Source organism: Pseudomonas lopnurensis (assembly GCF_015070855.1).
In the GTDB taxonomy this organism is placed as follows: Bacteria; Pseudomonadota; Gammaproteobacteria; order Pseudomonadales; family Pseudomonadaceae; genus Stutzerimonas; species Stutzerimonas lopnurensis.
In genome coordinates, this window is sequence record NZ_JADDIX010000052.1 from 1 (window position 1) to 24,313 (window position 24,313).

At 61.2% G+C, this 24,313-nt stretch carries 25 protein-coding genes; 21 read left to right on the forward strand and 4 right to left on the reverse strand.

Annotated features, from left to right (window positions below):
- Positions 1 to 405 precede the first annotated feature (405 nt).
- Positions 406 to 855 (forward strand): acyl-CoA thioesterase, encoded by a 450-nt coding sequence (locus IN820_RS09645; protein WP_193680767.1) that lies wholly within the window; start codon positions 406 to 408, stop codon positions 853 to 855.
- 105 nt (positions 856 to 960) lie between these two features.
- Here IN820_RS09645 and IN820_RS09650 read toward each other — a convergent pair whose 3' ends face one another.
- Positions 961 to 1,284, reverse strand: a complete 324-nt coding sequence (locus IN820_RS09650) for a hypothetical protein (protein ID WP_193680768.1) — start codon at positions 1,282 to 1,284, stop codon at positions 961 to 963.
- Positions 1,285 to 1,313: 29 nt separating this feature from the next.
- Between IN820_RS09650 and dinB the strand changes: the two genes are divergently transcribed.
- The 18 genes from dinB (at position 1,314) to IN820_RS09740 (ending at position 20,365) form a co-directional block, all read left to right on the forward strand.
- Entirely contained in the window at positions 1,314 to 2,378 is a 1,065-nt protein-coding gene (gene dinB, locus IN820_RS09655) for a DNA polymerase IV (protein WP_193680769.1), read from the forward strand.
- A 755-nt stretch (positions 2,379 to 3,133) separates the two neighbouring features.
- On the forward strand, positions 3,134 to 4,012 hold the full coding sequence (locus tag IN820_RS09660) for an MSHA biogenesis protein MshI (protein ID WP_328822094.1): 879 nt from the start codon (positions 3,134 to 3,136) through the stop codon (positions 4,010 to 4,012).
- Positions 4,012 to 4,617 (forward strand): PilN domain-containing protein, encoded by a 606-nt coding sequence (locus tag IN820_RS09665; RefSeq protein WP_193680771.1) that lies wholly within the window; start codon positions 4,012 to 4,014, stop codon positions 4,615 to 4,617. Before IN820_RS09660 ends, IN820_RS09665 begins: the two co-directional genes overlap by 1 nt.
- Positions 4,610 to 5,287: a type II secretion system protein GspM gene (gene gspM / locus IN820_RS09670; protein ID WP_193680772.1), complete on the forward strand. Its 678-nt coding sequence runs from the start codon at positions 4,610 to 4,612 to the stop codon at positions 5,285 to 5,287. Before IN820_RS09665 ends, gspM begins: the two co-directional genes overlap by 8 nt.
- On the forward strand, positions 5,280 to 5,606 hold the full coding sequence (locus IN820_RS09675; RefSeq protein ID WP_408005232.1) for a Type II secretory pathway component: 327 nt from the start codon (positions 5,280 to 5,282) through the stop codon (positions 5,604 to 5,606). The genes gspM and IN820_RS09675 overlap by 8 nt, the downstream gene beginning before the upstream one ends.
- The gene (gene mshL, locus IN820_RS09680; protein WP_193680774.1) at positions 5,603 to 7,204 is read left to right on the forward strand and encodes a pilus (MSHA type) biogenesis protein MshL; all 1,602 of its coding nucleotides are present in this window, start codon (positions 5,603 to 5,605) and stop codon (positions 7,202 to 7,204) included. Before IN820_RS09675 ends, mshL begins: the two co-directional genes overlap by 4 nt.
- Positions 7,205 to 7,212: 8 nt before the next feature.
- Entirely contained in the window at positions 7,213 to 8,142 is a 930-nt protein-coding gene (locus IN820_RS09685; RefSeq protein WP_193680775.1) for an ExeA family protein, read from the forward strand.
- Positions 8,139 to 9,512, forward strand: coding sequence for a tetratricopeptide repeat protein (locus tag IN820_RS09690; protein WP_193680776.1), 1,374 nt, complete (start codon positions 8,139 to 8,141; stop codon positions 9,510 to 9,512). Before IN820_RS09685 ends, IN820_RS09690 begins: the two co-directional genes overlap by 4 nt.
- Positions 9,509 to 11,236: a GspE/PulE family protein gene (locus IN820_RS09695; protein ID WP_193680777.1), complete on the forward strand. Its 1,728-nt coding sequence runs from the start codon at positions 9,509 to 9,511 to the stop codon at positions 11,234 to 11,236. Before IN820_RS09690 ends, IN820_RS09695 begins: the two co-directional genes overlap by 4 nt.
- 513 nt (positions 11,237 to 11,749) lie before the next feature.
- Positions 11,750 to 12,988, forward strand: a complete 1,239-nt coding sequence (locus tag IN820_RS09700; protein ID WP_193680778.1) for a type II secretion system F family protein — start codon at positions 11,750 to 11,752, stop codon at positions 12,986 to 12,988.
- Positions 12,988 to 13,470, forward strand: coding sequence for a type II secretion system protein (locus IN820_RS09705; RefSeq protein ID WP_193680779.1), 483 nt, complete (start codon positions 12,988 to 12,990; stop codon positions 13,468 to 13,470). Before IN820_RS09700 ends, IN820_RS09705 begins: the two co-directional genes overlap by 1 nt.
- A gap of 122 nt (positions 13,471 to 13,592) precedes the next feature.
- On the forward strand, positions 13,593 to 14,066 hold the full coding sequence (locus IN820_RS09710) for a type II secretion system protein (RefSeq protein ID WP_193680780.1): 474 nt from the start codon (positions 13,593 to 13,595) through the stop codon (positions 14,064 to 14,066).
- A 107-nt stretch (positions 14,067 to 14,173) separates the two neighbouring features.
- Complete coding sequence (locus tag IN820_RS22855; RefSeq protein WP_408005233.1) at positions 14,174 to 14,644, forward strand: type II secretion system protein; 471 nt, start codon at positions 14,174 to 14,176, stop codon at positions 14,642 to 14,644.
- A 44-nt stretch (positions 14,645 to 14,688) separates the two neighbouring features.
- On the forward strand, positions 14,689 to 15,162 hold the full coding sequence (locus IN820_RS09720) for a pilus assembly FimT family protein (RefSeq protein WP_193680782.1): 474 nt from the start codon (positions 14,689 to 14,691) through the stop codon (positions 15,160 to 15,162).
- Entirely contained in the window at positions 15,162 to 15,572 is a 411-nt protein-coding gene (locus IN820_RS09725; protein ID WP_235989115.1) for a type IV pilus modification PilV family protein, read from the forward strand. Before IN820_RS09720 ends, IN820_RS09725 begins: the two co-directional genes overlap by 1 nt.
- Positions 15,572 to 16,555: a PilW family protein gene (locus IN820_RS09730; RefSeq protein ID WP_193680783.1), complete on the forward strand. Its 984-nt coding sequence runs from the start codon at positions 15,572 to 15,574 to the stop codon at positions 16,553 to 16,555. The genes IN820_RS09725 and IN820_RS09730 overlap by 1 nt, the downstream gene beginning before the upstream one ends.
- On the forward strand, positions 16,545 to 17,018 hold the full coding sequence (locus IN820_RS09735) for a pilus assembly protein MshP (protein ID WP_193680784.1): 474 nt from the start codon (positions 16,545 to 16,547) through the stop codon (positions 17,016 to 17,018). Before IN820_RS09730 ends, IN820_RS09735 begins: the two co-directional genes overlap by 11 nt.
- Complete coding sequence (locus tag IN820_RS09740; RefSeq protein ID WP_193680785.1) at positions 17,018 to 20,365, forward strand: DUF6701 domain-containing protein; 3,348 nt, start codon at positions 17,018 to 17,020, stop codon at positions 20,363 to 20,365. Before IN820_RS09735 ends, IN820_RS09740 begins: the two co-directional genes overlap by 1 nt.
- A 650-nt stretch (positions 20,366 to 21,015) precedes the next feature.
- Here the strand turns inward: IN820_RS09740 and IN820_RS09745 are convergent.
- From IN820_RS09745 to IN820_RS09755, 3 genes are all read right to left on the reverse strand, one after another.
- On the reverse strand, positions 21,016 to 22,107 hold the full coding sequence (locus IN820_RS09745; protein ID WP_193680786.1) for an IS630 family transposase: 1,092 nt from the start codon (positions 22,105 to 22,107) through the stop codon (positions 21,016 to 21,018).
- Between the two features lie 210 nt (positions 22,108 to 22,317).
- Positions 22,318 to 22,608, reverse strand: coding sequence for a type II toxin-antitoxin system RelE/ParE family toxin (locus IN820_RS09750; RefSeq protein WP_193680787.1), 291 nt, complete (start codon positions 22,606 to 22,608; stop codon positions 22,318 to 22,320).
- A gap of 2 nt (positions 22,609 to 22,610) precedes the next feature.
- Entirely contained in the window at positions 22,611 to 22,895 is a 285-nt protein-coding gene (locus IN820_RS09755) for a ribbon-helix-helix protein, CopG family (RefSeq protein WP_193680788.1), read from the reverse strand.
- 175 nt (positions 22,896 to 23,070) lie between these two features.
- Between IN820_RS09755 and IN820_RS09760 the strand changes: the two genes are divergently transcribed.
- Together IN820_RS09760 and IN820_RS09765 are read left to right on the forward strand one after the other, a co-directional pair.
- Positions 23,071 to 23,253, forward strand: a complete 183-nt coding sequence (locus IN820_RS09760; protein WP_193680791.1) for a type II toxin-antitoxin system HicA family toxin — start codon at positions 23,071 to 23,073, stop codon at positions 23,251 to 23,253.
- Between the two features lie 39 nt (positions 23,254 to 23,292).
- Positions 23,293 to 23,700: a type II toxin-antitoxin system HicB family antitoxin gene (locus tag IN820_RS09765; RefSeq protein WP_193680789.1), complete on the forward strand. Its 408-nt coding sequence runs from the start codon at positions 23,293 to 23,295 to the stop codon at positions 23,698 to 23,700.
- The last annotated feature ends 613 nt before the right edge of the window (positions 23,701 to 24,313 follow it).

The window sequence follows — 24,313 nt, forward strand, 5'->3', positions numbered from 1 at the left end:
CGCCCTTTCACGGCGGTAACAGGGGTTCGAGTCCCCTAGGGGACGCCATTTTCATTGCCCGTCTTGGGCATCAAGGGGTCATCTCGCATGAGGTGGCCCTTTTTGTTTTTTATGTCCCAATCGCGGGTTGCGTAGGTTGGGTTGAGGAGCGAAGCGACGAAGCCCAACGCGCTATGCCCGTGCCTGTTGGGCTTCGCTGCGCTCAGCGCCAACCTACCCGCGTGCGTCCTATCGCCCTGTTGCACGCAAAAGCGAGAGAGAATACTTCCGGCAAATCCGATCGAAAGTCGGCCGTGACCCCGAGCTGCTGAATGCTCCGTCATGGCGCGCAACAACGGGCGTGACTCGGCGGGCCGTCTGCGGTCTCATAGAGCGTCGCAAGCAATCAGTCGGGGCATACGAGCAATGAGCTGGGATCAAGCGCAAGCGTTCATCATCGATCTTCAGGTGCAGCCCGAGCACATCGACGAGCTCGGTCACGCCAACAACGCGGTCTACGTGACCTGGCTGGAGCAGTGTGCCTGGCAGCATTCCCAGAGCCTGGGGCTTGGGATGGGCGATTATCATCGGCTGGATCGCGCCATGGCGGTGCTGCGGCACGAGATCGATTATCTCGCGGCGGCCTACGAAGGGGATCTGCTGCAGCTGGGGACCTGGATTTCCGAGTCCGACCGGCGTTTGAAGATGAAGCGCAATTTTCAGCTGATCAGGCCGGCGGATGGTGCGACCCTGCTGCGGGCGCAGACGACCTTCGTCTGCATCGAGCTTTCCAGTGGCAAGCCCAAGCGGATGCCGGCAGAGTTCATCGATGGTTACGGCAAGGCGCTGGTGCAGCCCTATCCCCTGGAGCTGTAGGTCGCGCTGTGCGTTGCGCCCTGTAGCAGGAGCGAGCCATGCTCGCGAACCAGCCTGCACGACATCGCGGGCATGGCTGCTCCTGCGAAGCTCTTGCGCACTCGGCTAGCTGCCGGACTGTTCGGGGCGTTTCATCTCGCTTTGCTTGCGCTGCTCGGCGTCCTTGCGCCACTGCTCCTCGTTTTGCATTTTCATGTGCTTGCGCTTGGCTTCTTCGCGGGCTTCGATGTGGGGGTTGCTGGCCTTGTCCTGCTGGGTCTGCATGCCCTGGGGCTGCGTATTCATCATGTCCTGATCCGCCGTGGCGGCGGTGCAGAAAAGTGCGGCAAGAACCAATGCTCCAATATTCAGGGATTTCATGTGAACCTCCGGTTGTTCTGCTTGCGGGCGAGTGGCTCGCTCGTCATCAGTATTGATGACTTCCGGCATTCGTGCTTCGTTCCTTGCGAGTCGGGGTGGTGAGCGAGCCGCGCCCGCGCAAGATCGTCCACATCGATTGCGACTGCTTCTACGCGGCGATCGAGATGCGCGACGATCCGAGCCTGGCTCGCCGTCCGATCGCGGTCGGCGGCGCTGCGGATCGCCGCGGGGTGATCGCCACCTGCAACTACGAGGCGCGCGCCTACGGGGTGCGCTCGGCCATGGCGTCGGCGCATGCGCTCAAGTTGTGTCCGGACCTGCTGATCCTGCGTCCGCGGATGGATGCCTATAAAGAGGCGTCGCGGGAGATTCACAACATCTTCCGTACCTATACCGAGCAGATCGAGCCGCTGTCGCTGGACGAGGCCTACCTCGACGTCTCCACCTGCGAGCATTTCGCCGGCAGTGCCACCCACATCGCCCAGGACATCCGTCGTCGGGTCTGGCAGCAGCTGCGCATCACGGTCTCGGCCGGCGTGGCGCCGAACAAATTTCTCGCCAAGATCGCCAGCGACTGGAACAAGCCGGACGGTCTGTTCGTCATCACGCCGGCGCAAGTGGAAGGCTTCGTCGAGGCGCTGGAAGTGAAGCGGCTGCATGGCGTGGGCCGGGTCACGGCCGAGAAGCTGGCGCGCCTGGGAATCCGCACCTGTGGCGACTTGCGCGAGTGGGGCAAGCTGGAGCTGGTTCGTGAGTTCGGGGCGTTCGGCGAGCGCCTCTGGGGGTTGGCGCGAGGTGTCGACGAGCGTCCGGTGCTGGTGGAAAGTCGGCGCCAGTCGGTCAGCGTCGAGCAGACCTACGACCGGGACCTGCCCGATCTGTCCGCCTGCCTGGAGCGCTTGCCGGAGCTTCTGCAGCAGCTCGGTGTTCGCATGGCGAGGCTGGACGGCGGCTATCGGCCCGGTAAGCCTTTCGTGAAGCTCAAGTTCCACGACTTCACCCAGACCACCCTCGAGCAGGCCGGCGCGGGCCTCGAGCTGGACGACTATGCCGAACTGCTCGGTAGCGCCTTCTCCCGCGGTTCGAGGCCGGTTCGACTGATCGGTGTGGGTGTGCGTCTGATCGACCTGCGCGGCGGCTTCGAGCAACTGAGCCTGTTCTGAGCGTTCCGGTTCTTTGTCGCGCTCCGCCCCGGGCGATGCTCTCTCTTGGGCTTTCCTGGTGCGCCTGGGGGCGCCTGGTCGTTGCTGGCGTCCCGACCACATTGCCGATGATCGCGAGCAAGCTGGTTCTCATCAAACATAAAATAACGCTTTGTTTTTATTGGACAAATTTATAGATTTCGCCAGTCCGTAGGGTGGGCAACGGCGAAGCCTTGCCCGCGCGTCTGCCGGGTATGAACGCGGATTATCCTTTTGCCCCACCTACGGGCGCGGTGTGCACATGCGGCTTTCTCGGGCTGCTCCCTGTTTGCTGCCCAGCAGTGCTGCATCGAAGACGCGCAGGCGCCTCCTGCAACATACGGCACGCTTGCGAAACATGGCGGCCCGTACCGCCGGGTGGAGCTTCTTTCCTTCTCCGGGAAAACCGTCCGGCCAATGTCACATTTTGTGAATTGTTCGAGCGACGAGCGGCAATCGGGCGCAGTAGCGCGGCTGACGCTTTTCCTTGAGAATCGGCACATCTGGCGATATTTGTTTGACGTTATTAGTTTGACGTTTTGCTGGCGCATTGATTGACTTTCGACAATATTTGGACACCAAAAAACAATATTGTTAGAGTCCTCCAATATATGGCTATTTGCTATCGGTTAGAAGCGATCATGGCAAATCCTGTTGCCTCAACTGAATGAACATTTTTGGCGAGGGAGCCAGTGGTGGGTCTGTTTTCCAGAGCCAAAAAATCCAGAACGGCCGGGGTGCTTGGAATCGAAGTCGATCCGCACGGTATCGCTTTGGCCCAGGCGTTGCGTTCGGCCGAACGCGAGCCGGCGCTGCTGTATTGCGAATACCTCGAGGCGCCGGCCGATGCGCATGCGCAACTGCTCGAAAGGGTAGTGGCCGAGCGCGGCTTGCAGGGCCTGCCGGCGAACGTGCTGCTGCACCCGTCCGAATATCAGATATTCCTGCTCGAAGCGCCCGATGTCCCGGCCCAGGAACTGCGCGATGCCATGCGCTGGCGCGTCAAGGATATGATCAGCCAGCCGCTCGAAGACGTGGTGATCGATTGCTTCGCGCTGCCTGAAGACGCCTACCGTGGACGTACGCGCATGGTCTACTGCGCAGTCCTCGAGAAAAGCCGAATGCAGCATTATGCGGGGCTCGTGGAGCATGCCGGCCTGCGCATGGCGAGCATCGACATTACCGAAATGGCGTTTCGCAACCTCGGCTTGCTCGCCGGAGCCGAGGGGGTGAACCTCGCGCTGCTGCGGCTACGCACCAGCGAAGGCTTGATCTGCATTCAGAACGGCGCCGACATCTATATGGCGCGGCATATCGAGCATGGCCTGGCCCGGGCGTCCCAGGATCTGACCAGCATGACCCTGGAAATCCAGCGCTCGCTCGACTACTTCGAGAGCCAGCTCGGCAAGGGCTATATCAACCGGTTGATGCTGCTGCCGATGAAGCAGGACGGTGAGCGGACCCACCAGGCCCTGGTCAGCGGCCTGGCGGTGAACCTGCAGCGGCTCGATCTGCGCGAGCTGTTCCCCGGCCAGCCCGCCGCCGATCTGCCCGAGGCACTCCAGGCCTTCTGTCTCGGCGCGGTCGGCGCGGCACTGCGCCAGGAAGCCAGCTGATGCAGAACATCAATCTCTATCAGCGTGAGCGCCGCCGCAAAGGCGGACCCCGGCCGTGGCAGATGTGGCTCGGTGTTTCGGCTTTGGCGCTGTTCATGCTGTCGCATGCCGGCGTGCAGGGTTGGCAGTTGCATTATGCGGGCGAGAGCCGGCAGCGGTCCGAGGAGCAGGCACAGGCGGCCGAAGCACGCTTGGCCGCCTTCAAAGCGGACTACCGCGAGCCGAAGCTGGATGCCCAATTGCCGATTCAACTGGCGGAGCGCGAAGCGGAGAACCGCCAGTTGCAGCGCCTCGCCAGTCATTTGCAGACACTCGACAGCCAGCTTCGCGACGGCTTCGTACCGGTGCTCACCGCGCTGTCCGACCGGCATCCGCCGAGCGGATTGTGGCTGACGCGCATCCGCCTGCAGGCCGGCGGCAGCGATCTTCTGCTGCGGGGTCTCAGCCAGAATCAGGAACTGCTTCCGCTCTATCTGGAAAGCCTGGGGCGCAGCGCGGCGTTGCGCGGGCGTGAATTCGCCAGCTTCGATCTGCAACGCGAAGACAATGGTCTGCTGCGTTTCCGGCTGTCGTCGCGTGCCGACAAGGAGGCTGCCGATGAGTAGCGCCGTCAACAGCCTGCGCCAGCGCTGGATGGCGCTGGCGCCCCGCGAGCAGTGGCTGAGTTACCTGGTGGGGCTGGCCTTGCTGGCCATGCTCTACATCCTGCTGGTCGCCGATCCGCTCGGGCAGCGCATCGCTGCCGAGCAAGACCGGCACCGCCGCGCGGAAGCCCGCCAGCTCGAAGCGAGCAATACGCTGCTCGATCTGCAGGCCAGGCTCGCCGCCGACCCCAACCGCAGCTACCGGGAGGCCCTGCAGGCCGCGCAGAACAACCGGGAACGGATCATCCGCCGTATCGATGAGGAAACCAGCACGCTGGTTTCGCCGGCGCGGATGAAAGCGTTGCTGCAGGACCTGCTGCGCAACCAGCCGCGCCTGCAACTGGTGGAACTGGAGAGCTTCAGTGTGCCGCTGGAGCTGCCGGCCGGCGAGGGGACCAAGGCGGAGCAGGCCGCGCCGGCGGTGCCGAGCTTCTATCGCCATGGGTTGCGTCTCACCCTGACGGGCGGCTACTTCGAGCTGCTCGGCTATCTGCAATCGGTCCAGAACAGTGGCTGGCGGCTGCATTGGGACAACCTCGACTATCGGATCGAGGAGGCCGGGCCGGACAGCGCACGGATCACCCTCGAGCTGCATACCCTGAGCCGTGAAGCGGGGTGGGTAGGTGTCTAGATTGCTTCATGCCGCCTGGCTCGCGTTTCTTCTGCCGACCACAGCCTTCGCCCTCGATCCGACCCGGCCGCCCGCGGCGTTCGCACCTGCGAGCGCCGAGCGCGAGGCGTCGGCTGTTCTGCGTCTGCAGGCCATCGTCCGCACCACGCAGGTCGCCCGTGCCGTCATCAACGGCGCGTCGCTGCGGGTCGGCGACCGCCTCGCCGATGCCCGGGTCGTGGCGATCAACCCGAATTCCGTCCTGATCGAGCGCGACGGGCAGCGACAGCTGTTGCGTCTGGCCGCACCGGTCATCACTCCGAGCCAAAGCACACCATGATGCCGATCCTTTTGCCACGCCTCGGCTTGCTGAGCCTGATCTGCCTGCTGGCCGCCTGCCAGACATTCGAGGATGGCGACAAGCGCCTCTACGAGCAGAGCAACCGCCTGTTCGAGGAAAGCCTCGAGCAGAGCCAGGCCAAGGTCGTCCCGCCGCCCTCGGTACAGGCGGCGCTGATCCCGCCGATGAGCCTCGATGCCATGCCGGGCGCCAGCGGGCCGCGCTTCGACGTGGCCGCCAGCGACATGCCGGCCCGCGAGTTCTTCCTCAGCCTGATGGACAGCGCCGGGCAGAACCTGCTGGTGCACCCAGGCGTGACCGGCAACATCACCTTCAGCCTGCGCAACGTGACGCTGGAGGAGGTGCTCGCGGCGGTGCGCGACAGCTATGGCTACGACTATCGCCGTACCAGCTATGGCTACCAGATCCAGCCGAACCTGGCGATCACCCGCACCTATGACCTGAATTACCTCAACGTCCAGCGCCAGGGCTCGACCGACACCCGGGTCAGTTCCGGCCAGGTCACCACCAGCGACAACACCGGCACCGCGGCGAGCGGCACCACCACCAGCACGACGTCGAGCACGGTCAACGCCAGCCAGTTGCTGACCAGCAGCAATGCGGACTTCTGGAGCGAAGTGCGCGACGTGGTGGCGATGATGATCGGCAACGAAGAGGGCAACAGCGTGGTGGTCAACCCGCAGGCCGGCCTGCTGGTGGTCCGCGCGTCGAGTGGCGACCAGCAGAGTGTCGAGCGCTTTTTGCAACAGGCCCAGCGCAATCTGCAACGCCAGGTCATCCTTGAAACCAAGATCCTCGAAGTGAACCTGTCCGATGGTTTTCAGGCCGGGATCAACTGGTCGCAGCTCGGCAGCATGGGCAATGCGGACTTCTCCCTGGGTGTGCAGGGCGACGCGCTGACCGGCGTGAACAACGTCGGCGGCGTGTTCAGTGCGGCGGTCAGCGTCGGCGACTTCAGCGGCATGCTCCAGCTTCTGGAAACCCAGGGCGACGTGCGCGTGCTCTCCAGTCCGCGGATTTCCACGCTGAACAACCAGAAGGCGGTGATCAAGGTCGGCACCGACGAATTCTTCGTCACCGACGTTTCCACCACCACCACTTCGCTGGCCGGCGGCACCACCGCGCCGGACCTGGACATCACCCTGACGCCGTTCTTCTCCGGCATCTCGCTGGACGTGACGCCGCAGATCGACGAGAACGACCAGGTCACCCTGCACGTGCGGCCCACCGTCAGCCGCGTGCAGGACCAGAACAAGAGCATCCAGCTGGGCGGCGCCGACAACGTCTTCAACCTGCCGCTGGCGCTGTCCACCACGCGCCAGTCGGACTCCATCGTGCGTGCGCGCAGCGGCCAGGTGGTGGTCATCGGCGGCCTGCTGGAGAACCGCAACACCAACAACGACGCCAACATCCCCTGGGCGTCCAAGCTGCCCATGGTCGGTGGCCTGTTCCAGCAGCAGCGCAAGGCGTTCCAGCAGACCGAACTGGTCATCCTGATGCGCCCGCAGGTGATCGACGACCAGGTCTGGCTCGACGAACTGCGCCGCAGCGCCGAGTCGTTCCGGCAGGTGAGGTAGGCAGGCGCATGTACGAGGCATTCTTCGGCCTGCGCGAGAAGCCTTTCGCGCTGACGCCCAATACCGAGTTCATGGTGCAGCTGGCGCCTTATCAGGCCTGCTTCAACCTGCTGCGCCTGGCGTTGGCCGAGGGTGAAGGCTTCATCAAGGTGACCGGCGAGGTGGGTACCGGCAAGACGCTGCTTTGCCGCGCCCTGCTCAGGCAGCTCGATGCCGAACACTACCAGCTCGCCTGGCTGCCGAATCCGGCGCTCGACCCGATGGCGCTGCACCAGGCGCTGGCTCATGAGTTGCACGTGCCCCATGTCGACAGGCTGGACAATCATGGCCTGCTCACGGTGCTGCATCGCCGTCTGATCGAACTGGCCGGCAAGGGCAGGAGCGCCGTGTTGCTGATCGACGAAGCACAGGCACTGCCACCCGCGACATTGGAAGCCTTGCGCCTGCTGACCAATCTCGAAACGGAACAGCGCAAGCTGCTGCAGGTGGTGCTGTTCGGCCAGCCGGAGCTGGACGCCACCCTGGCCCGTGAGGATTTTCGGCAGTTGCGCCAGCGCATCACCTTTTCCTATCGGCTGCGTCCACTGGATGTCAGCGATGCGAGCCGCTACCTGCAGGAGCGCCTGATGGTGGCCGGCTATCGCGGCGACCTGTTGTTCAAGCCGGCCGCGGTGCGTCTGCTGGTCAAGGGCAGCGGAGGCATCCCGCGGCTGCTCAACATCCTCGCCAATAAGTGTCTGATGGCTGCCTTCGGCGAGGGACGCCGGCGCATCGACCGGCGTCATGTGCGCCGGGCGCTGGCGGATACCGAGGGGGCGAAACCCTTCCTGCGCGCTTCCTCGCGGCTGCGCTGGGCCTTGCTGGCGGGCGCCGTGTCCCTGAGTCTGCTGTTGGGTGTCTGGCCTTGGCTTTCCCAGCTCTCCGGGGCTCTGCCATGAGCCTGGTCAACGACATGCTGCGCGATCTCGAGGCGCGCCGCGCCGCGCCAGCCGAGCGCGAGCAACTGGGTGGCATGTACGCCGTGGACGAGGCTGCGACCGCCCGCCGCGAGCGCTTCGAGCGCATGCGTCGTTGGGTCCTGGTGCTGACTGCGATGGCCTTGGTGGCGATTCCGTTGGGGCTGTTCATCGAGCGGCTGTTGGGCGCCCAGGCCACGGTGGCCGACGCGCCGGTCGCCGTTCCGACGGCAGCGGCTCCCGCTGCGACCCGGCTGCTGGACGTCTTGCCGCAAAAGGACGGTAACCGCTTCGTGCTGCAACTGGTGCTGGATCGCTCGGTCGGTTACCAGCGAACCGACGAAGGCGGCGCGGTCAGCCTGCGCCTGCCGGGCGTGGAGCTGGTCGGCGATGCGCGTAGCGGCCGCATCGAGAAGGATGGCCTGAGCCTGTCCTGGCGCGTTGAGCAGCAAGGCGACCAGGTGCAGGTGCTGCTGATCGGCATGATGGATCGCCTCGACATCGGCGATCGGCTCGAGTCGGCCGGTGGCCATTGGCAGCTGTGGCTGGAAACGAAGATGAACGCGGCGCCCACCGGCGAGGCCGTCGACCTGCAGGATCTGCCGCTCGCCGAGCCGGCGCTGGACGAGGCTGCCTTGCCCGAGTGGGTGACCCGCACGGCGCCCGATGAGCAGGCTCCAGCACCCTCGACCTTGCGCGAAACGGAGCGAGCGTCCGTGCAGGCTGTTCCGCAAACCGTGCAGCAGCCCGTTTCGGCCAGGCCGTTCATGCAGATCGGCAGCCACCGCCCGGATGCGTTGAGCGAGGCCCGGGAGGCGCTGCAACAGGCGAATTACCCACGCGCCATCGAATTGTTGCAGAGCCTGCACGCGGCGCAACCGGACAATTCCGAAGCGACCCGCTGGTTGGCCCGTGCCTATCTCGCCGCCGGCGATGGCGCGACGCTGCTCGATTGGTTGCCGGCCCAACTGCAACGGAAGCCCTTCGACGCCGAACTGCGCATGCTGCTGGCCCGTGGCCAGTTGCTGAATGGCGATAACCTTGGCGCGCTCGCCACCCTGAAACAGAACCCGCCCGCATTGGCGAGCGATCCGGCCTATCACGCATTGCTGGCCGCCCTGTACCAGCAGGTCGGCGACTGGGCGGGCAGTGCGGCGGTTTACCGGCAACTGGTCAACGCCCACGGGCAGCAGGCAGCCTGGCAACTGGGGCTGGCCATCGCTTTCGAACAGCTCGACCAGCCCGCCCAGGCGGCCCGGCATTATCGCCTGGCGCTGCAGGGGCAGGGGCTGGACGGCAACGCCCGGCGCTTCGCCGAAGAACGGGCCGGCGCCCTGGGAGGTAAACGATGACGCCGCAGGACATGCGCCAGCGCAAGATCCGTCTCGGCGATCTGCTGGTCCAGGCCGGGTTGATCAGCGAGGCCCAGTTGCAACTGGCGTTGCAGGATCAGAAGCGTACCGGCTCGAAACTTGGCCGCACGGTACTCGACCTCGGCTTCATCGACGAAGGGCGATTGCTGCGGGCATTGTCCGAGCAACTGCAGATCCCCTTCGTCGAGCTCAAGCACTACAAGTTCGACAACCAGCTGACCCAGAGCCTTCCCGAGGCCGTGGCCCGGCGCTTCCGGGTGATCGTGCTGTCGCGCCAGGGCGACGGTCTGCTGGTGGGCATGACCGACCCGCTCGACCTGTTCGCGCAGGACGAGATGGAGCGCCTGCTGGGCAGGCGCGTGCTCCCCGCGGTGGTGCGCGAGAGCGAACTGCTCGGCGCGCTCGACCAGCTCTACCGACGCACCAGCGAGATCGCCTCGCTGGCCGGCGAACTCGAGGGCGAGCTGCAGGACAGCGACTTCGACCTGTCGCGCCTGGGCGCCGACAGCAACACCGACGCGCCGGTGGTGCGCCTGCTGCAGACGCTGTTCGAAGACGCGGTGCAGATGAAGGCCTCGGACATCCACATCGAACCGGACGAAGGCCTGGTGCGCATCCGCCAGCGCATCGACGGCGTGCTCAACGAGCAGGTGATGAAGGAGCACCGGGTCGCCTCGGCGCTGGTCATGCGCCTGAAGATCATGTCCGGCCTGGACATCTCCGAGAAACGCCTGCCGCAGGACGGCCGCTTCAACATCCGGGTGAAGAACCGCAACCTCGACGTGCGGGTCTCGACCATGCCGGTGCAGTTCGGCGAATCGGTGGTGATGCGCCTGCTCGACCAGAGCGGGGCGATGTTCCAGCTCGACGGCACCGGCATGCCGCCGGCCATGCTCGAGCGCTTCCGCCGCCTGCTGCAGCGCCCGCACGGCATGGTGCTGGTCACCGGCCCCACCGGCTCGGGCAAGACCACCACGCTCTATGCCGGACTGTCCGAACTGAACAGCCCGGAGAAGAAAATCATCACCGTGGAAGACCCGGTGGAATACCGACTGCCGCGCGTCAACCAGGTGCAGGTCAACGCCAAGATCGAACTGACCTTCGCCCGCGTACTGCGCGCCGCCCTGCGACAGGACCCGGACATCGTCCTGGTGGGCGAGATCCGCGACCAGGAAACCGCCGAGATCGGCCTGCGCGCCGCGCTCACCGGCCACCTGGTGCTCTCGACCCTGCACACCAACGACGCCCTGACCTCGGCCATGCGCCTGATCGACATGGGCGTCGAACCCTTCCTGGTCGCCACCGCGCTCAACGCCGTGCTGGCCCAGCGCCTGGTGCGCCGGGTCTGCGAGAACTGCCTGGAAGAGCACCGGCCGGATCCGCGCCAACTGGCCTGGCTGGAAACGCTGCACGGCGGCTCGCTGGAAGGCCGCAGCTTCAAGCGCGGCAGCGGTTGCCACCACTGCCACAACACCGGCTATGCCGGCCGCGTCGGCGTCTACGAACTGCTGGAACTGGACGAACCGATGATCGCCGCGCTGCGCCGCGGCGACCCGCAGGGCTTCGCCGAAGCGGCGCGCCTGCAGCCGCACTACCGCCCGCTGGCGGCCTGCGCCCTGGACTACGCCATCGCCGGCATCACCAGCGTCGACGAAGTGCTGAAAGTCTGCGCCACCCTGGCCGACGACGAGGTGAGCGCATGAACGCCCAGCGCCGCACCGCTCCTGTAGGCGCCAGCTCGCTGGCGATCCGCGGCTACCCGATGCGCCCTTATCGCGAGCACGCTCGCTCCTACAGGTCAGAACCACGCACTGCTCCTGTAGGAGCCGGCTTGCTGGCGATCCGCAGCTACCCGACGCGCCCTTATCGCGAGCACGCTCGCTCCTACAGGTCAGAACCACGCACCGCTCCTGTAGGCGCCAGCTTGCTGGCGATCCGCGGCTACCCGACGCCCCCTTATCGCGAGCACGCTCGCTCCTACAGGTCAGAACCGTGCACCGCTCTTGTAGGAGCCAGCTTGCTGGCGATCATCCGCTCACCGACGGCTCGATCGACACATACAGGCCTGCGCCTAGCCACCCCCTCTCCCCTCGCGGGAGACGACTGCATGGATGCAGGAGGTAGGGCGACGCAGGATGCCAAAGCCGAGGGCGGGGGAGAGGGGGCGCTTTTCGCGCAAACCACCTCGACTCCTGCTCCACAGGAGGCCGGCCCCCATGCCTAGCTTCCGCTACAGCGGCCGCGATATGCGCGGCACCAAGGTTTCCGGCGCATTGGAAGGCATCAACGCCGACGCCGTGGCCAGCGAACTGCTGTCCCGCCAGATCACGCCGCTGACCATCGAAGCCGAAAAGCGCCAGGACGCGGGGGCCGATGCCTTCGCCTTGCTGCGCGAAAAACTGCGCCGCAAGCGCGTCGATCTGGACGAACTGATCATCTTCAGCCGGCAGATGTACAGCCTGAACAAGGCCGGCGTGCCGATCATCCGCGCCATCGGCGGCCTGGCCGAATCCAACCGCAACCTCTACTTCCGCGAAATCCTGCAGGACGTTCGCACCAGCCTGGAAAGCGGACAATCCATGGCCGTGGCGCTCAATGCGCACCCCAAGGTGTTCAACAACCTGTTCGTCAGCATGGTCAGCGTTGGCGAGAACACCGGCCAACTGGACCAGGCCTTCAAGCAGCTTTCCACCTACCTGGAACTGGAGCGCGAGACCCGCAAGCGCATCAAGCAGGCCACCCGCTACCCGATCTTCGTGCTCGTCGCCATGGCCGTCGCGCTGGGCGTGATCAACCTGCTGGTGATCCCGGCCTTCGCCAAGGTCTTCGCCCAGTTCCATGCCCAGCTACCCCTGGCCACGCGCATCCTGATCGGCACATCCAACTTCATGCGCGACTGGTGGTGGCTGTTGCTGCTGGGCATCGTCGGCGGCCTCTACGGCTTCTTCAAGTGGATCGAGACCGACACCGGCGCCCTGAAGTGGGACCGCATCAAACTGCGCCTGCCCATCGTCGGCGGCATCTTCGAGCGCATCGCCCTGGCGCGCTTCACCCGCACCTTCGCGATGATGTACCGCGCCGGGGTGCCGCTGCTGCAAACCCTCTCGATCAACAGCGCCAGCGTCGGCAACCGCCATATCGGCGAGGCGATCCTCTCTATCCGCGAAAGCGTCGAGCGCGGCGAGGCATTGACGCGCTCGGCCTACAACAGCGGCCTGTTCACCCCGCTGGTGCTGCAGATGATGGCCGTGGGCGAGGAAACCGGCGCGCTGGACGACCTCTTCGTCGAAGTCGCCGACTTCTACGAACAGGAAGTCGACTACGACCTCAAGCAACTGGCCGACGCCATCGAACCGATCCTCATCGTCGCCATGGGCGGCATGGTGCTGGTACTGGCATTGGGCGTGTTCCTGCCCATGTGGGAACTGTCCTCGGCGGCTTCGAGGACGGGCTGATGAACAGGGAAAAGGGTTTCACCCTGTTCGAGTTGACTGTCGTGATTGCTGTCTTCTCTGTCTTGCTAGCGTCTGGTTTGTATTATTTCCAGACGACCATCCAAAACTCCTATCGTCTTGCCCTGAAGTTCACCGCCAGCAGCCTGTCGCGAGCGGTGTTGATGGCTCATGAGCAACGGCAACTGCCGCAATATCTGGATTCACCCGATACGGCTGGCGCACAGATGCGTCTTGTTTTCAACGCGCAGGGGTGGCCCGTGGGAGTAGCGGGCAAGGCTGCGCTGGAAAGCGCCGATGACTGCATAGGCCTCTGGCGAGCGTTGCTGCATAGCCCCGTACCGACTATCGGTCTCGATGACAGCAAGGACTGGCGGGCGGAAATAACGAGCGCACAATGCATATATAAGTCGAATAGAACGGCCGGGCTTATTTATTTCAATAGCCAAACGGGTGAAGTAGACTATAAGTTCAGTGATGGCTAAGTGCCTTTACGGTAACGATTCTTATCGGGGCTACGATAGTTGCTCTGATAAAGGAGGAGTCTGTGCGTCATTTTTGTGGCGTACGGAATGATGGCAATTACCCAAGATAAAGGAATCTGTTTATGAAGAAGCAGCAAAGTGGTTTTACCCTGATCGAATTGATCATGGTTATCGTGATTCTCGGTATTTTGGCGGCGGTTGCGTTGCCGCGGCTCGGCAGCGTGGCTGCTGAAGCACGTGCTGCATCGATCAATGGTGCGCTTGGGTCTGCCAAATCGTCTCTGGCGATCGTACGTGCTTTGGCTTCGGCCAAGGGGCTGACAGGAGATACGGCAGAACTCCAACTTGAAGATGAAGAAATAGATCTCATCAACGGCTACCCAGCAACTGTTAATGATCTTTTGGTTGCTGCTGGCTTGGAGGCGGACTTTGTTGCAAGTGGTGCCAATATTTATCAGCGAGGCAATGACTCAAGCTATCCGAATTGTACTTTCACTTATACAGTTCCTGTGGCTGCCACCGGTGGGGGTACGGCAACTGCTGGGGCGATAACAACGGCTAATAGTAATGCGCCATTGACTGCTGATGACTGCTAAAGCTTATCTGATTTAGTCGTGTTTCGAGTTTTATAGCCCGGCTTGCCGGGCTATTTGTCTCGGATAGGAGAATAAACAGGATGTTCCATGGGCAATCTGGCTTTACCTTGATCGAACTGATCATGGTTATCGTGATCCTTGGCGTCCTGGCCGCAGTGGCTTTGCCGCGCCTGGGAGATTTGCAGGCCGATGCTCGTGCCGCGACGGCCAATGCTGCACTTGGCTCTGCGAGAACTGCAGCCAAGATGGTCAATGCCGTTGCCCAGATACGCGGTGAGGGGCTGGATTCAGATGGCAAGTTGATTGCTTTCGAGGGAGTCGACGTTCAGGTCGTGTTCGGCTATCCCGCCACGCGCTATGCGCTATTGAGAGCGGCAGGGCTGGAAACCGACTTCGATGGCCATGGCGACGAGGCGAGTGGTGGAATCGCTCTGAAAGATAGTCTGAATACCACCAATACCGGCTGTGGATTTAAGTACTTCCCACCAACCGTCGCGGGTCAAACGCCACGCTTCGAACCCTTGCGCTCGGGAGGCGGCTCTTTTCCCGTCACCACCGATGACTGCCGCAATCGTTGAGTGCATTACTACCATTCACTTATCGCATTGGTGGAAGTAGGCCCATGTCCAAAACCCAGCAGGCCTTCACAATCATCGAGTTGATCACCATTATCGTACTCCTTGGCATTCTCTCCGCCGTGGCTATTCCGCGTCTTTTCGACCGTCGGGATTTCGATGAGCGCCTCTACTACGACGAACTGATCACAGCAGTTCGCTATGCGCAAAAGCAGGCGCTGTCCAGCGGCTGCCAGATAAAAGTCGATATTGCTCCCTCTAGTTATTCTGTCAGTTACAACGGTACACCGGCTCCTTGCCCGGATCAGGACCAGGCGGTTGCCCACCCCGGAGGGGGCGACTACAGCGGTACGGCACCCACCGGCGTCATATCCTCGACGTTGACCCTGGCTTTCGCCTCCCTGGGACAGCGGGTCGAACCACCTGCCGGGAATGCCGTACTCACCATCGCCCGCAAGAACGGTGGCCAGGAGCTCAGCTTCACCGTCCATCCCAATGGATTTATCGCGCAGGGGCAGTAATGAGCAGATATATCCGGCCCCAGCGGGGCATGTCGCTGATCGAACTGGTGATCACCATCGTCGTCCTGGGCATCGTGCTGACCGCGCTCTACAGCGCCCAGGCCAGTATCGTCGGTCGTTCTGCCGATCCGCTGTTGACCCAGCAGAGCCTCTATATCGCCGATGGCGTGCTGGAAACTCTTCAGGCCTTGCCCGCCATTGCCGATATTCGCAGTGAGGCGCCCAAGTATTCGGACAACACGCAAAGTCTGCCTCTGCCTGTGAGTTTGGCCGATAGATACAAGGTGGAGGTCGGTACCGAGTCGGTCACGCTCAGCGACGAGACGCTGGAGAAAGTTACTGTCACCGTCACTCCCACTGCGCAGCCACGCGCAGCCGTGACTCTGATCGGCTACCGGGCGGATTACTGATGGCACGCATATCGCTCTATCCCCGGCCAACCTTTGTTGGCTTCATGGCCCAGAGGGCCATGCATGCATTTCATGGCAGCCCGACGGTCACCATGCTGGAGCGAAACCGGCAAGGGGGTTTTACCCTGGTCGAACTGATCATGGTCATCGCCTTGGCCGGCATCGTTGTCGTCCTGGTGGGCACAGCGCTCAATCGACCGATGAAAGCTTTCATGGACCAGCGCAGCCGTGCCGAACTCACCGACCAGGCTGCCATCGTTCTGGATCGCATCACCCGGGACATTCGTCTGGCAGTACCGAACTCGGTGCGAGTTCCCGATAGCAGGACTCTCGACCTGATCCCTATCGTCGCCGCCGGTCGCTACCGAGCCAATGTCACGGATGCAGGCACGACAGGGCGCTACGATCCACCCTACTGCGAAGCTGGCGAGATCTGCCGGATTCCCATGCTCGGACCGGTCGATACCGAAGGCAACGATACTCCCCACTACCTGATCATCTACAACACGGGCAGTGCCGGTAACGATGCCTGGCAGGCCAATACGGCACCTGTGCGGGCAAGCATTTCGCCCAAGGTATTTACCTGGCAGGTGGGGGGTTGGAGTGAAAACGGCACCCTGGTCGGCAATGGCGTATTGACCGGAGACTTCAGCGAAGAAGCGGCGTTTCGCTTCGCCTCCGCGTCACCGCAGCACCGTTTTTACCTAGCTAGCGAAGCGGTGCGCTATACGTGCAGCGGCACTGATAACAGTGTGGGGCAGTTGGTGCGGCGAAGTTACCCGCGGATACGCAGCAATCTGAGTGAGAATATTGATGATTTTACTCAGGGCCAATTGACACCCCATGTAATGACCCAATGCAGCTTCACCTACGACCCCGGCACCCTGACCCGTAACGGCTTGGTCAGCATTAGTCTGCAACTAACCCAGAATGACGAATCGGTCACCCTCTATCGTCAGGTACAGGTGAGCAATGCGCCCTGACAGATATCGTTCTCGCCCGCTATCCCATGCGCCATGCCAGAACGGCTTCGGCCTGGTTGCCGCCCTGTTCGTGATGATCGTGATTGGTGGCGCCATCGCCGCGATGATGCACCTCGCTAGCGTCCAGCACACCACCACCAATTTGTCCCTGCAACAGGCTCGCGCCTACCAGGCGGCGAAGGCGGGGGGGGAGTGGGGAATTTTGCATATGAGCGCATCCGAGTCTGCGTGTGCGGAGGTGAAGATCCTGTCCGTTGATGGTTTCAATGTCGAGGTGACTTGCTCGTTCATGCCATCCACCGAGTTGGTGGAAGAGACGAATTGCCAGACTGAGAGTGGTATCGCGACCTGCACGTCTTCCAGCCCGGTGTTCTATACGATTACCTCCAGGGCTGAGAATGGAAGCGCAAGAAATGGTGATTATGCATTCAGGGAGCTGAAGGCCGTGGTGGAGAGGAAGTAATGAGCGAGAATTGTCTGCCACTGCTTTACCGAAGGGCTCTGTGCGTCGTTCTTGCCCTGTGGGCGGTCTGTGTCCAATCTGCCGAGCAATGCACGGCTGTATTCCCTGGCGGCATCCAGAGCCACTCGCCCAGCGGTTTCATCCAGATGGGCTATATGTCTCGTGTCTATGGCAGTGGCCCCACGCTGAATGCTCCGACCGTCAACCATACCCATACATGGGCGGATCAGTACGGCCTGTGTGACGGTGTCATCTGTAGCGCAACCGGCAACCACACCAGTACGGTCAATGTGGACTTCCAGGCGGGCAGCGATGTGCCCACGACCTTCCAGCTTTCCACCAGTGACAACAACATCGCCAATGGCTATCAGTCCGGCACGCTGTCGCTATCCGCAGGCGACTACGGCACCGTCTCGGTCGGCCAAGCGTCGACGATCAGGTTCGCCACGGCCAACAGCATCTACAAGGTCAAGACCATCAGCACTGCCTACCAATCCACGGTCGAGTTCCAGCCGGGAACCTATTGGGTCAACGGCAACCTCGACTGGCAGGCTCAGGACACTCGCATACGTCGGCTGAGCGGCAACGACGGCATGGTGACGTTGTACGTCTCGGGCAACGTGAACATCGGCCAGGCCCAGATCGAAGGCTTCTCCGAAGGTCAGGTCAGGCTTTATGTGCAGGGCAACGTGACGGTTGGCAACAATTTCGTTTTTCCCGGGGAGATTCACGCACGTGGCCAGGTCAGCCTGGGCATGAACGCGGTCGTCACCGGCGGTATCTATTCGGGCAACTTCTCGACGGGGAACACGGCGACCATTCGCTATACCCGGGCGAACTACGACCACAAGATGGGCACGCTGAACCCGGCCTACAACTCCACCTTCGAGCTGAGCCCCGGAAACTACTGGATCGATGGTGGATTCACCGCGAATGTAGCTTCGAAATTTCGCAAGATCGGTGGAAATGGTGTCGTGCGGATATTTGTCCGGGGCGATATCAATGTCCAGCATGATGCCTCCTTCGAAGGTTTTTCCGGCGGCGACCTGGTCATGTATTCCACGGGCAATATCACCCTCACCAGCCAGACGGACCTGCCTGCCTTCGTCTACGCGGCAGGCGACGTGACCATCAACTTCAGCAACAACGCACGCTACAAGGGTGGCATCACCGGTCGTAACGTCTATATCGGCCAGGGCAGCATCGTCGAGTACCTCGACCCGGTGGATCTTGGCCCGCTCTGCGACGATGAGCCCAGCGTCATAGCCGTGGATCACTACTCACTGGACTACAGCGCGACGGCGTTGACCTGTGAGCCCGTACCCGTAAAGGTCTCCGCTTACGACTCGCAAGGCAACCTGTCTTCTGTTTCCGCCACTGTAACTCTGAGTCCGGCCGGAGCTTGGCAGGGTAGCGGGACATTGACCTTCGTCGGACAGGGTACGGCCTATATGAAGCGCCTTCCGGGCGTTTACACATTGGGAATAGCGTCGGCTGATCCGCAGGCCATCAACGCGACGCTATGCAGCACTGCCAACTGCCAGATCACGTTGAGAGACAGTGGTTTCATATTCAAGGATCTGTCTCCGATGATTGCGGGGAAGGAGCAGGCCGCCCATATACAGGCGGTCAGAAAGGATGAAACCACAGAAGCCTGTGTGCCTGGATTCGCCAGTGGGGGAGCCCGGCAGATTTCGTTTAGTGCCAGCTACGAAAATCCCACCAGCGGAACCATGGCGCCGGTAGTGGCGGGCACGACGTTGATTCCTGGGGAGCCTGCGCAAAGCATTTCCCTGACCTTTGGTAGCGATGCCTCTGCGTCATTGCCTGTGACCTATATGGATGCCGGAAGGATCAAACTGACCGCCCGTTACGAAGGCAGTGCTTCCAGCGAGGACGAGGGGTTGGTCATGACGGGAGAAGATTCGTTCGTTTCCCGTCCCTATGGCTTTTGTATCAAGCCGCCACAAGAGGCTCCCATTTCGATAGATGAAGAAATTATTGACTTTGATAGCCTTGTACGTTTCAAGGCGGGCGACTCCTTTTCAGTATCCGTCAGGGCAATCCGCTGGGACGGAAATGGAGAGGTCTACGGCTCAACCGACGAGCCGCTGCTTGCAGAAAATATTTGTGACAACGATCCTACGCCTAATTATCGTCAGAATGAGTCAACGAACTTTGAAGGAATACCCAAGCTGATTCAGCCAGTGGGTGGGATGGCAGGTACAGCAAGTGGGAGTTTCAAGCATCAAGATGATCAAGTGATAAATGGTACAGTAAGTGCCAATGTGACATTGAATGAGGTCGGTTTTTTCCGTATCCAGACGGAAACGCCTCCTGCTTATTTGGATGCAGATATGTCGGACAGTATCAGTCAGAGTGCTGTCATTGGCCGTATCATTCCGGCATGGCTGGAAGTCGAATCCACTCTGATCCAGCAGTTCGGTTGTGCGGCGTCGGCCTTCACCTATCAGGACCAGCCGACTCGGCTGTCCGGCGGCTTGGAGGTCAAGGGCTTCGGCCGGGGTGGTAACCAGACGCTGAACTACCGGGATGACTTCTGGAGGGTCGGTACCGACCAGGTCTATGGCCTCTACCGCAGCGACTCGGCACCCGTCGAAGATGAGGAGTCGCACGTTACGCCCAGGCCCGCCCTTGAGCTCGACCCGACGAATGCCCGGCTGCAATTCAACGACGACTACCACTATCCACGCCAGGCCACGCCCTCGGCCGCGGATGCGCCTTTCGGGCTGAAATGGATTGTCTGGGATCTGCATGACGACGATAAGGTCTACTTCTCGAACCGGCAAGGCGAAGAATCCGACTGGGGCGAGAAGACCGTGGGAGTCCTGGTCTCTGGACTCATTCAGGACAGCCAGTTCCGCCTCGGCCGGGTCCGCAGCGAGAATATCCGCATCCCGCTCGGCAATAGCGCTCAAGCACCGATCATGCTGGAACACTGGAGCGGTGCGGCCTGGCAGTCGGCGACCGACAGTTGCACGACACTGACCGAACCAATCGACACTCCCGAACAACTGAGCTTCCCCGATCCAGGCGTAACTGCCGCCACGCTCGACGCAGCGGACTGGGATCAGTCTCTGTTGCAGGTGACCGCCACCGCACCCAGCTCCCCTCATGGCAGTGTGCTGCTCCGACACCTGCTGCTCGACAAAGACAACGACGCCAATGCCACCTGGCTATGCCGCCAGCGCAGCGAGGCCAACGCCCCGCTTGGTGGAGTCTGTAGTCATGGGGAGGGGGAGATTGCCGAGACGCGCAGTTCGATAACCTTCGGTATTTATCAAGGGCCGGAGCCGTTGATCTTTCGTCGTGAGGTTTATCGATAAATATGAAAGCGGTTACCAGTGGGAAACGAGAAGCGTAAGGCAGATATCGACCAGAAGCGGAGTTCTGTCCTATAAAAATCTGTCCCCTTTGCTCTCGAGAGAAAAATTGTCATGAATCGAAGTAAGGGTTGCTCATGGTATTGGAATCATCACTATTGGTTCTATTGGAAAAGATAGGTGATGCTCTCATCGGCGCGATAGCCATATGGGCTATCGGGCAGCTGTGGAAGGGCATACGCTATTTGCTAGCAGACGCCCCAGATGACATCGGAAAACTGGCTAAGAGGTTGAAGCTTAGGCGCCTTCGACGTATACGGCTCAGAAGATTTGATATGGCCCCTGGATTCAATGGGCAACAAGTATTTCACATGCCTACTTTGTACTTGCAACACTTTGGTTTGGGGGTTGGCTTATGGCATTTGGGCTACGTGAGTCCGTAATGCTAGAGACAATACTATTGTCCCAGTCGAAAATCGTAGTCTATGTATCTGTAGCCCCTGTGTACTATTTTGAAATTTTCTGGTTATTCTATTCAGCCCGCTTATCTGAGGTGCTGAAATACCGGAGTAGGGCCAAGGCCTGGCGTTTCCGTTTAGGAAAGTCTTCTTCACGATTTGCTTAGGACACAGGAAGGCTAGTGGCCTGTTTGGTTAGTTCAACAACTCATTTCGGATTACAGCCAGCTTTGCTCGATGCACGGAGCTGATAATCGACTCAGCCGTTTTACTCCAGCGGAACGGCTTGGCCGAGTGTTCGTTATGAGCCTCAATGAGGCGACGTATAGCCGCTCTCAGGTCAGCCACGCTGCTGAAGGCATCACGATAAAGAGCCCGCCTTTCCAGCTGCGCAAACCAGCCCTCCACGGCGTTCAGCCACGAGGCGCTGGTCGGCGTGAAGTGCAGCTTGAAACGGGGATGTTTCTCCAGCCATTCCCTGACGGCAGCGGTCTTGTGAGTCGAGCTGTTGTCCAAAATCACATGCAGGTCCAGCTCGGCGGGGGTACTGCGGTCGATCTGTCGAAGGAACTCCAGAAACTCCTTGGCCCTGTGTCGCTGGGTGATACGGCCGATGACCTTGCCCGTCAGGATGTCAAAGGCGGCGTACAGGCTGGCCGTACCGTGGCGCTTGTAGTCATGTGTCCGCCGCTCAACCTGCCCAGGCTTGAGCGGCAGCATGGGCTGTGTGCGGTCCAGTGCCTGGATCTGCGTTTTTTCATCTACAGACAGCACCAAGGCGTTGTCGGGCGGGTTCAAGTAGAGCCCGACGACATCGACCACTTTGTCTGCAAAGTGCGGGTCATTACTGATCTTGAAGGTTTTCAACCGGTGCGGTTTGAGGTCGGCAGCAGCCCACACCTGTGCGACCTGCCAGATGCTGACCCCCGCGTACTTGGCCATCAACCGCAGGCTCCAGTGGGTAGCCTCGCGCGGCACTCGCTGGGTCGTCAGCGTCAGGATTTCCTTGATCTTCGCTTCGTCGAGCTTGCGAGGCGCTCCGCTGCGCGGCAGGTCACTCAGCCCCTCCAGGCCGGCTTCCTGATAGCGCTTGCGCCATTTGAAGACCACTGACGCAGAGACTTGCAGTTGCTCGCTGATCTCCTTGGGCGTGAGACCGTTGGCCAGCAACAACAGGATTCTGGCCCGCTGGCCGATGCTCTGAGGCAGCGATCCCATGCGCAACCAGCCTTGCAGTATGTCGGCATCGCTGGGACTCAAGAGAAATGGGGCTGCTGGTCGGGCCATATGGGAACTCAATCCATGACGATAGAGCGCACAGTATACTGGCCTAGCATTAGGTTGGTGAACTTTACAGACAGTCCACTAGTGTATCGCTGGCTGTCGATTCATTTCCAACTGCATGCTGGGCGTACATATGCGTGGCCGGCGGCGCGAGCCCTATCGAGGAATGTAAAAGTCACTACTGCTTCGGTTTGCACAGAGGACTCTGCCGCATCAGTGATAGCCGGCTTCCCGTTGCGCACGTATTGCCAGTACGAAAACCGTATCGATCTGCTCCAGGTACCGATAGAGCGCGATGTAGCCGTGCGAGCCTCTGCCGATCACGAGCTCCCGATTGTTTTCGGGAGTCATGCGTCCAATCAGAGGGTTTCGTTGCAGCACATCGATAGCGGAGATTATTTCATCGATTCGGGCTTGCGGATTGGGCACCGCATTTTCGGCGAGGTGGAGCACTATCCGTTCGATGTCATCGGCCAATTCCGGCGCCAGTTCGATCCGGGTCACGTTCAGGGCGCCAGTTTTCGTGCGATGGGGCGTGCAGGGTGTTTGCCCTGGGCACTGTCTTCGAGATAGCGGCGCATATCCGGCCAGGCAATGGTTTCGCCTGACTCGAGGATGCGGGCGTAACGCTGGTTCGCGGTTTCATCGAAGTCACGGCGGAGCGCCTCCTGCTCCGCTTTTTCCTCAATGGCTTGCAGGATGAATGCATGCGTGCTGGTGCCGGTGCGACTGGCGGCCTGGCGGACACGTTCCTTGAGTTCTTCCGGCATGCGGATGGTCGTGGTGGTCATGGCATCTGTCTCCTGAGCTGAAGGAAAAAGTAGCACATCTGCGCTACAGCTACGCAGGAATCGAGCATGAAATCCAGATCGCCGTTCGTTGTCATGTGGTTATGGTGTTGATTGTTGAGTTTTTGGTGGGTATTGTCACTACCGTGACCGCAGGCGCAGGCGCAGGGACGTGAATGTGAATAGTCGACAGCTTATAGAGATGATCGAGGCTGATGGTTGGTACGAGGTCAGGGTCAAGGGCAGTCACCACCACTTCAAGCATCCAACGAAGCCTGGGCTGGTGACGGTCCCCCACCCCAAGAAGGACTTACTGGCCAAAACGGCAAACAGCATCTTGAAACAAGCTCAGCTCAAGTGACCAGGGCGCTTCACCACTGATTCCGAAGGAGTCGAGATTATGCTCTACCCCATTGCGATTTTTCCCGGCGACGAGCAACACGCTTGGGGTGTTGAAGTACCGGATATTCCGGGCTGCTTTTCAGCGGGCGACGATCTGGACGAAGCCATGGCAAGCGCCCGCGAAGCCATCGAAGGTCATCTGGAAATTCTGGCGGAGGACGGGGCGCCGATCCCTGTAGCCAGTAAGGTGACCTTTCACGCGGCCAATCCCGACTATGCGGGTTGCACCTGGGCAGTCATCGATATCGATGTGATCAAATATCTGGGCAAGGCCGAGAAGCTGAATATCACTCTGCCGGGTCACCTGCTGAACCGGATCGATGAATACGTGAAGAATCATCCGGACCAGAAAAGCCGCTCCGGCTTTCTAGCCAAGGCTGCTCTGAAAGCGCTCGAGCATGCGTGATCGCCAAGAACAGCACCATGCCGCTATCGCTGGAAAAGAAGAAGGGCCGCACCATGAGCGGCCTTTTGTTTCACCCGAATAAAAAGAGGGGAATTCTCGGCCTAATGCCAGTCAGTTAAGCGTGAAATGTCGGCCTGTGTAGGAGCCAGCTTGCTGGCGATGCTGTTGAACCGCCGATCGCCGGCAAGCCGGCTCCTACAAAAAGCGTCCTCTGCCGTAACCACAGAGTGGACAAAAAGCCTTATCTGATCGGCATTAGGATTCTCGGCCTGCTTGTACCGAGGTCCCCGAAACTGGCTGAATCTGCCTACGCACTGGGTGTGCCAGTCTCGGATCGGTAGGGTTGCTGTGGCCAGGATTCAGCTGTGGTGCGGGCATAGGGCCGGAAAAAACAGTGCTTTGCTGGTCGCTGATCCGTTCTCGGCTGCATGACGGGCGTGCATGCACTGGGCCAGCGGCGGGAGTTTCGAGGCGTGGGCGCCTGTCCATGCGAGCCGCTTCACGAACTGCCGACGCCGCCGTGCCCTGACGGGCGCATTGTGGGAGGCTGTTGGCGGTGCAACAGGACAGGGACGCAGCCATGGCAAGGAACAGCCACGACCAGAACTTCAAG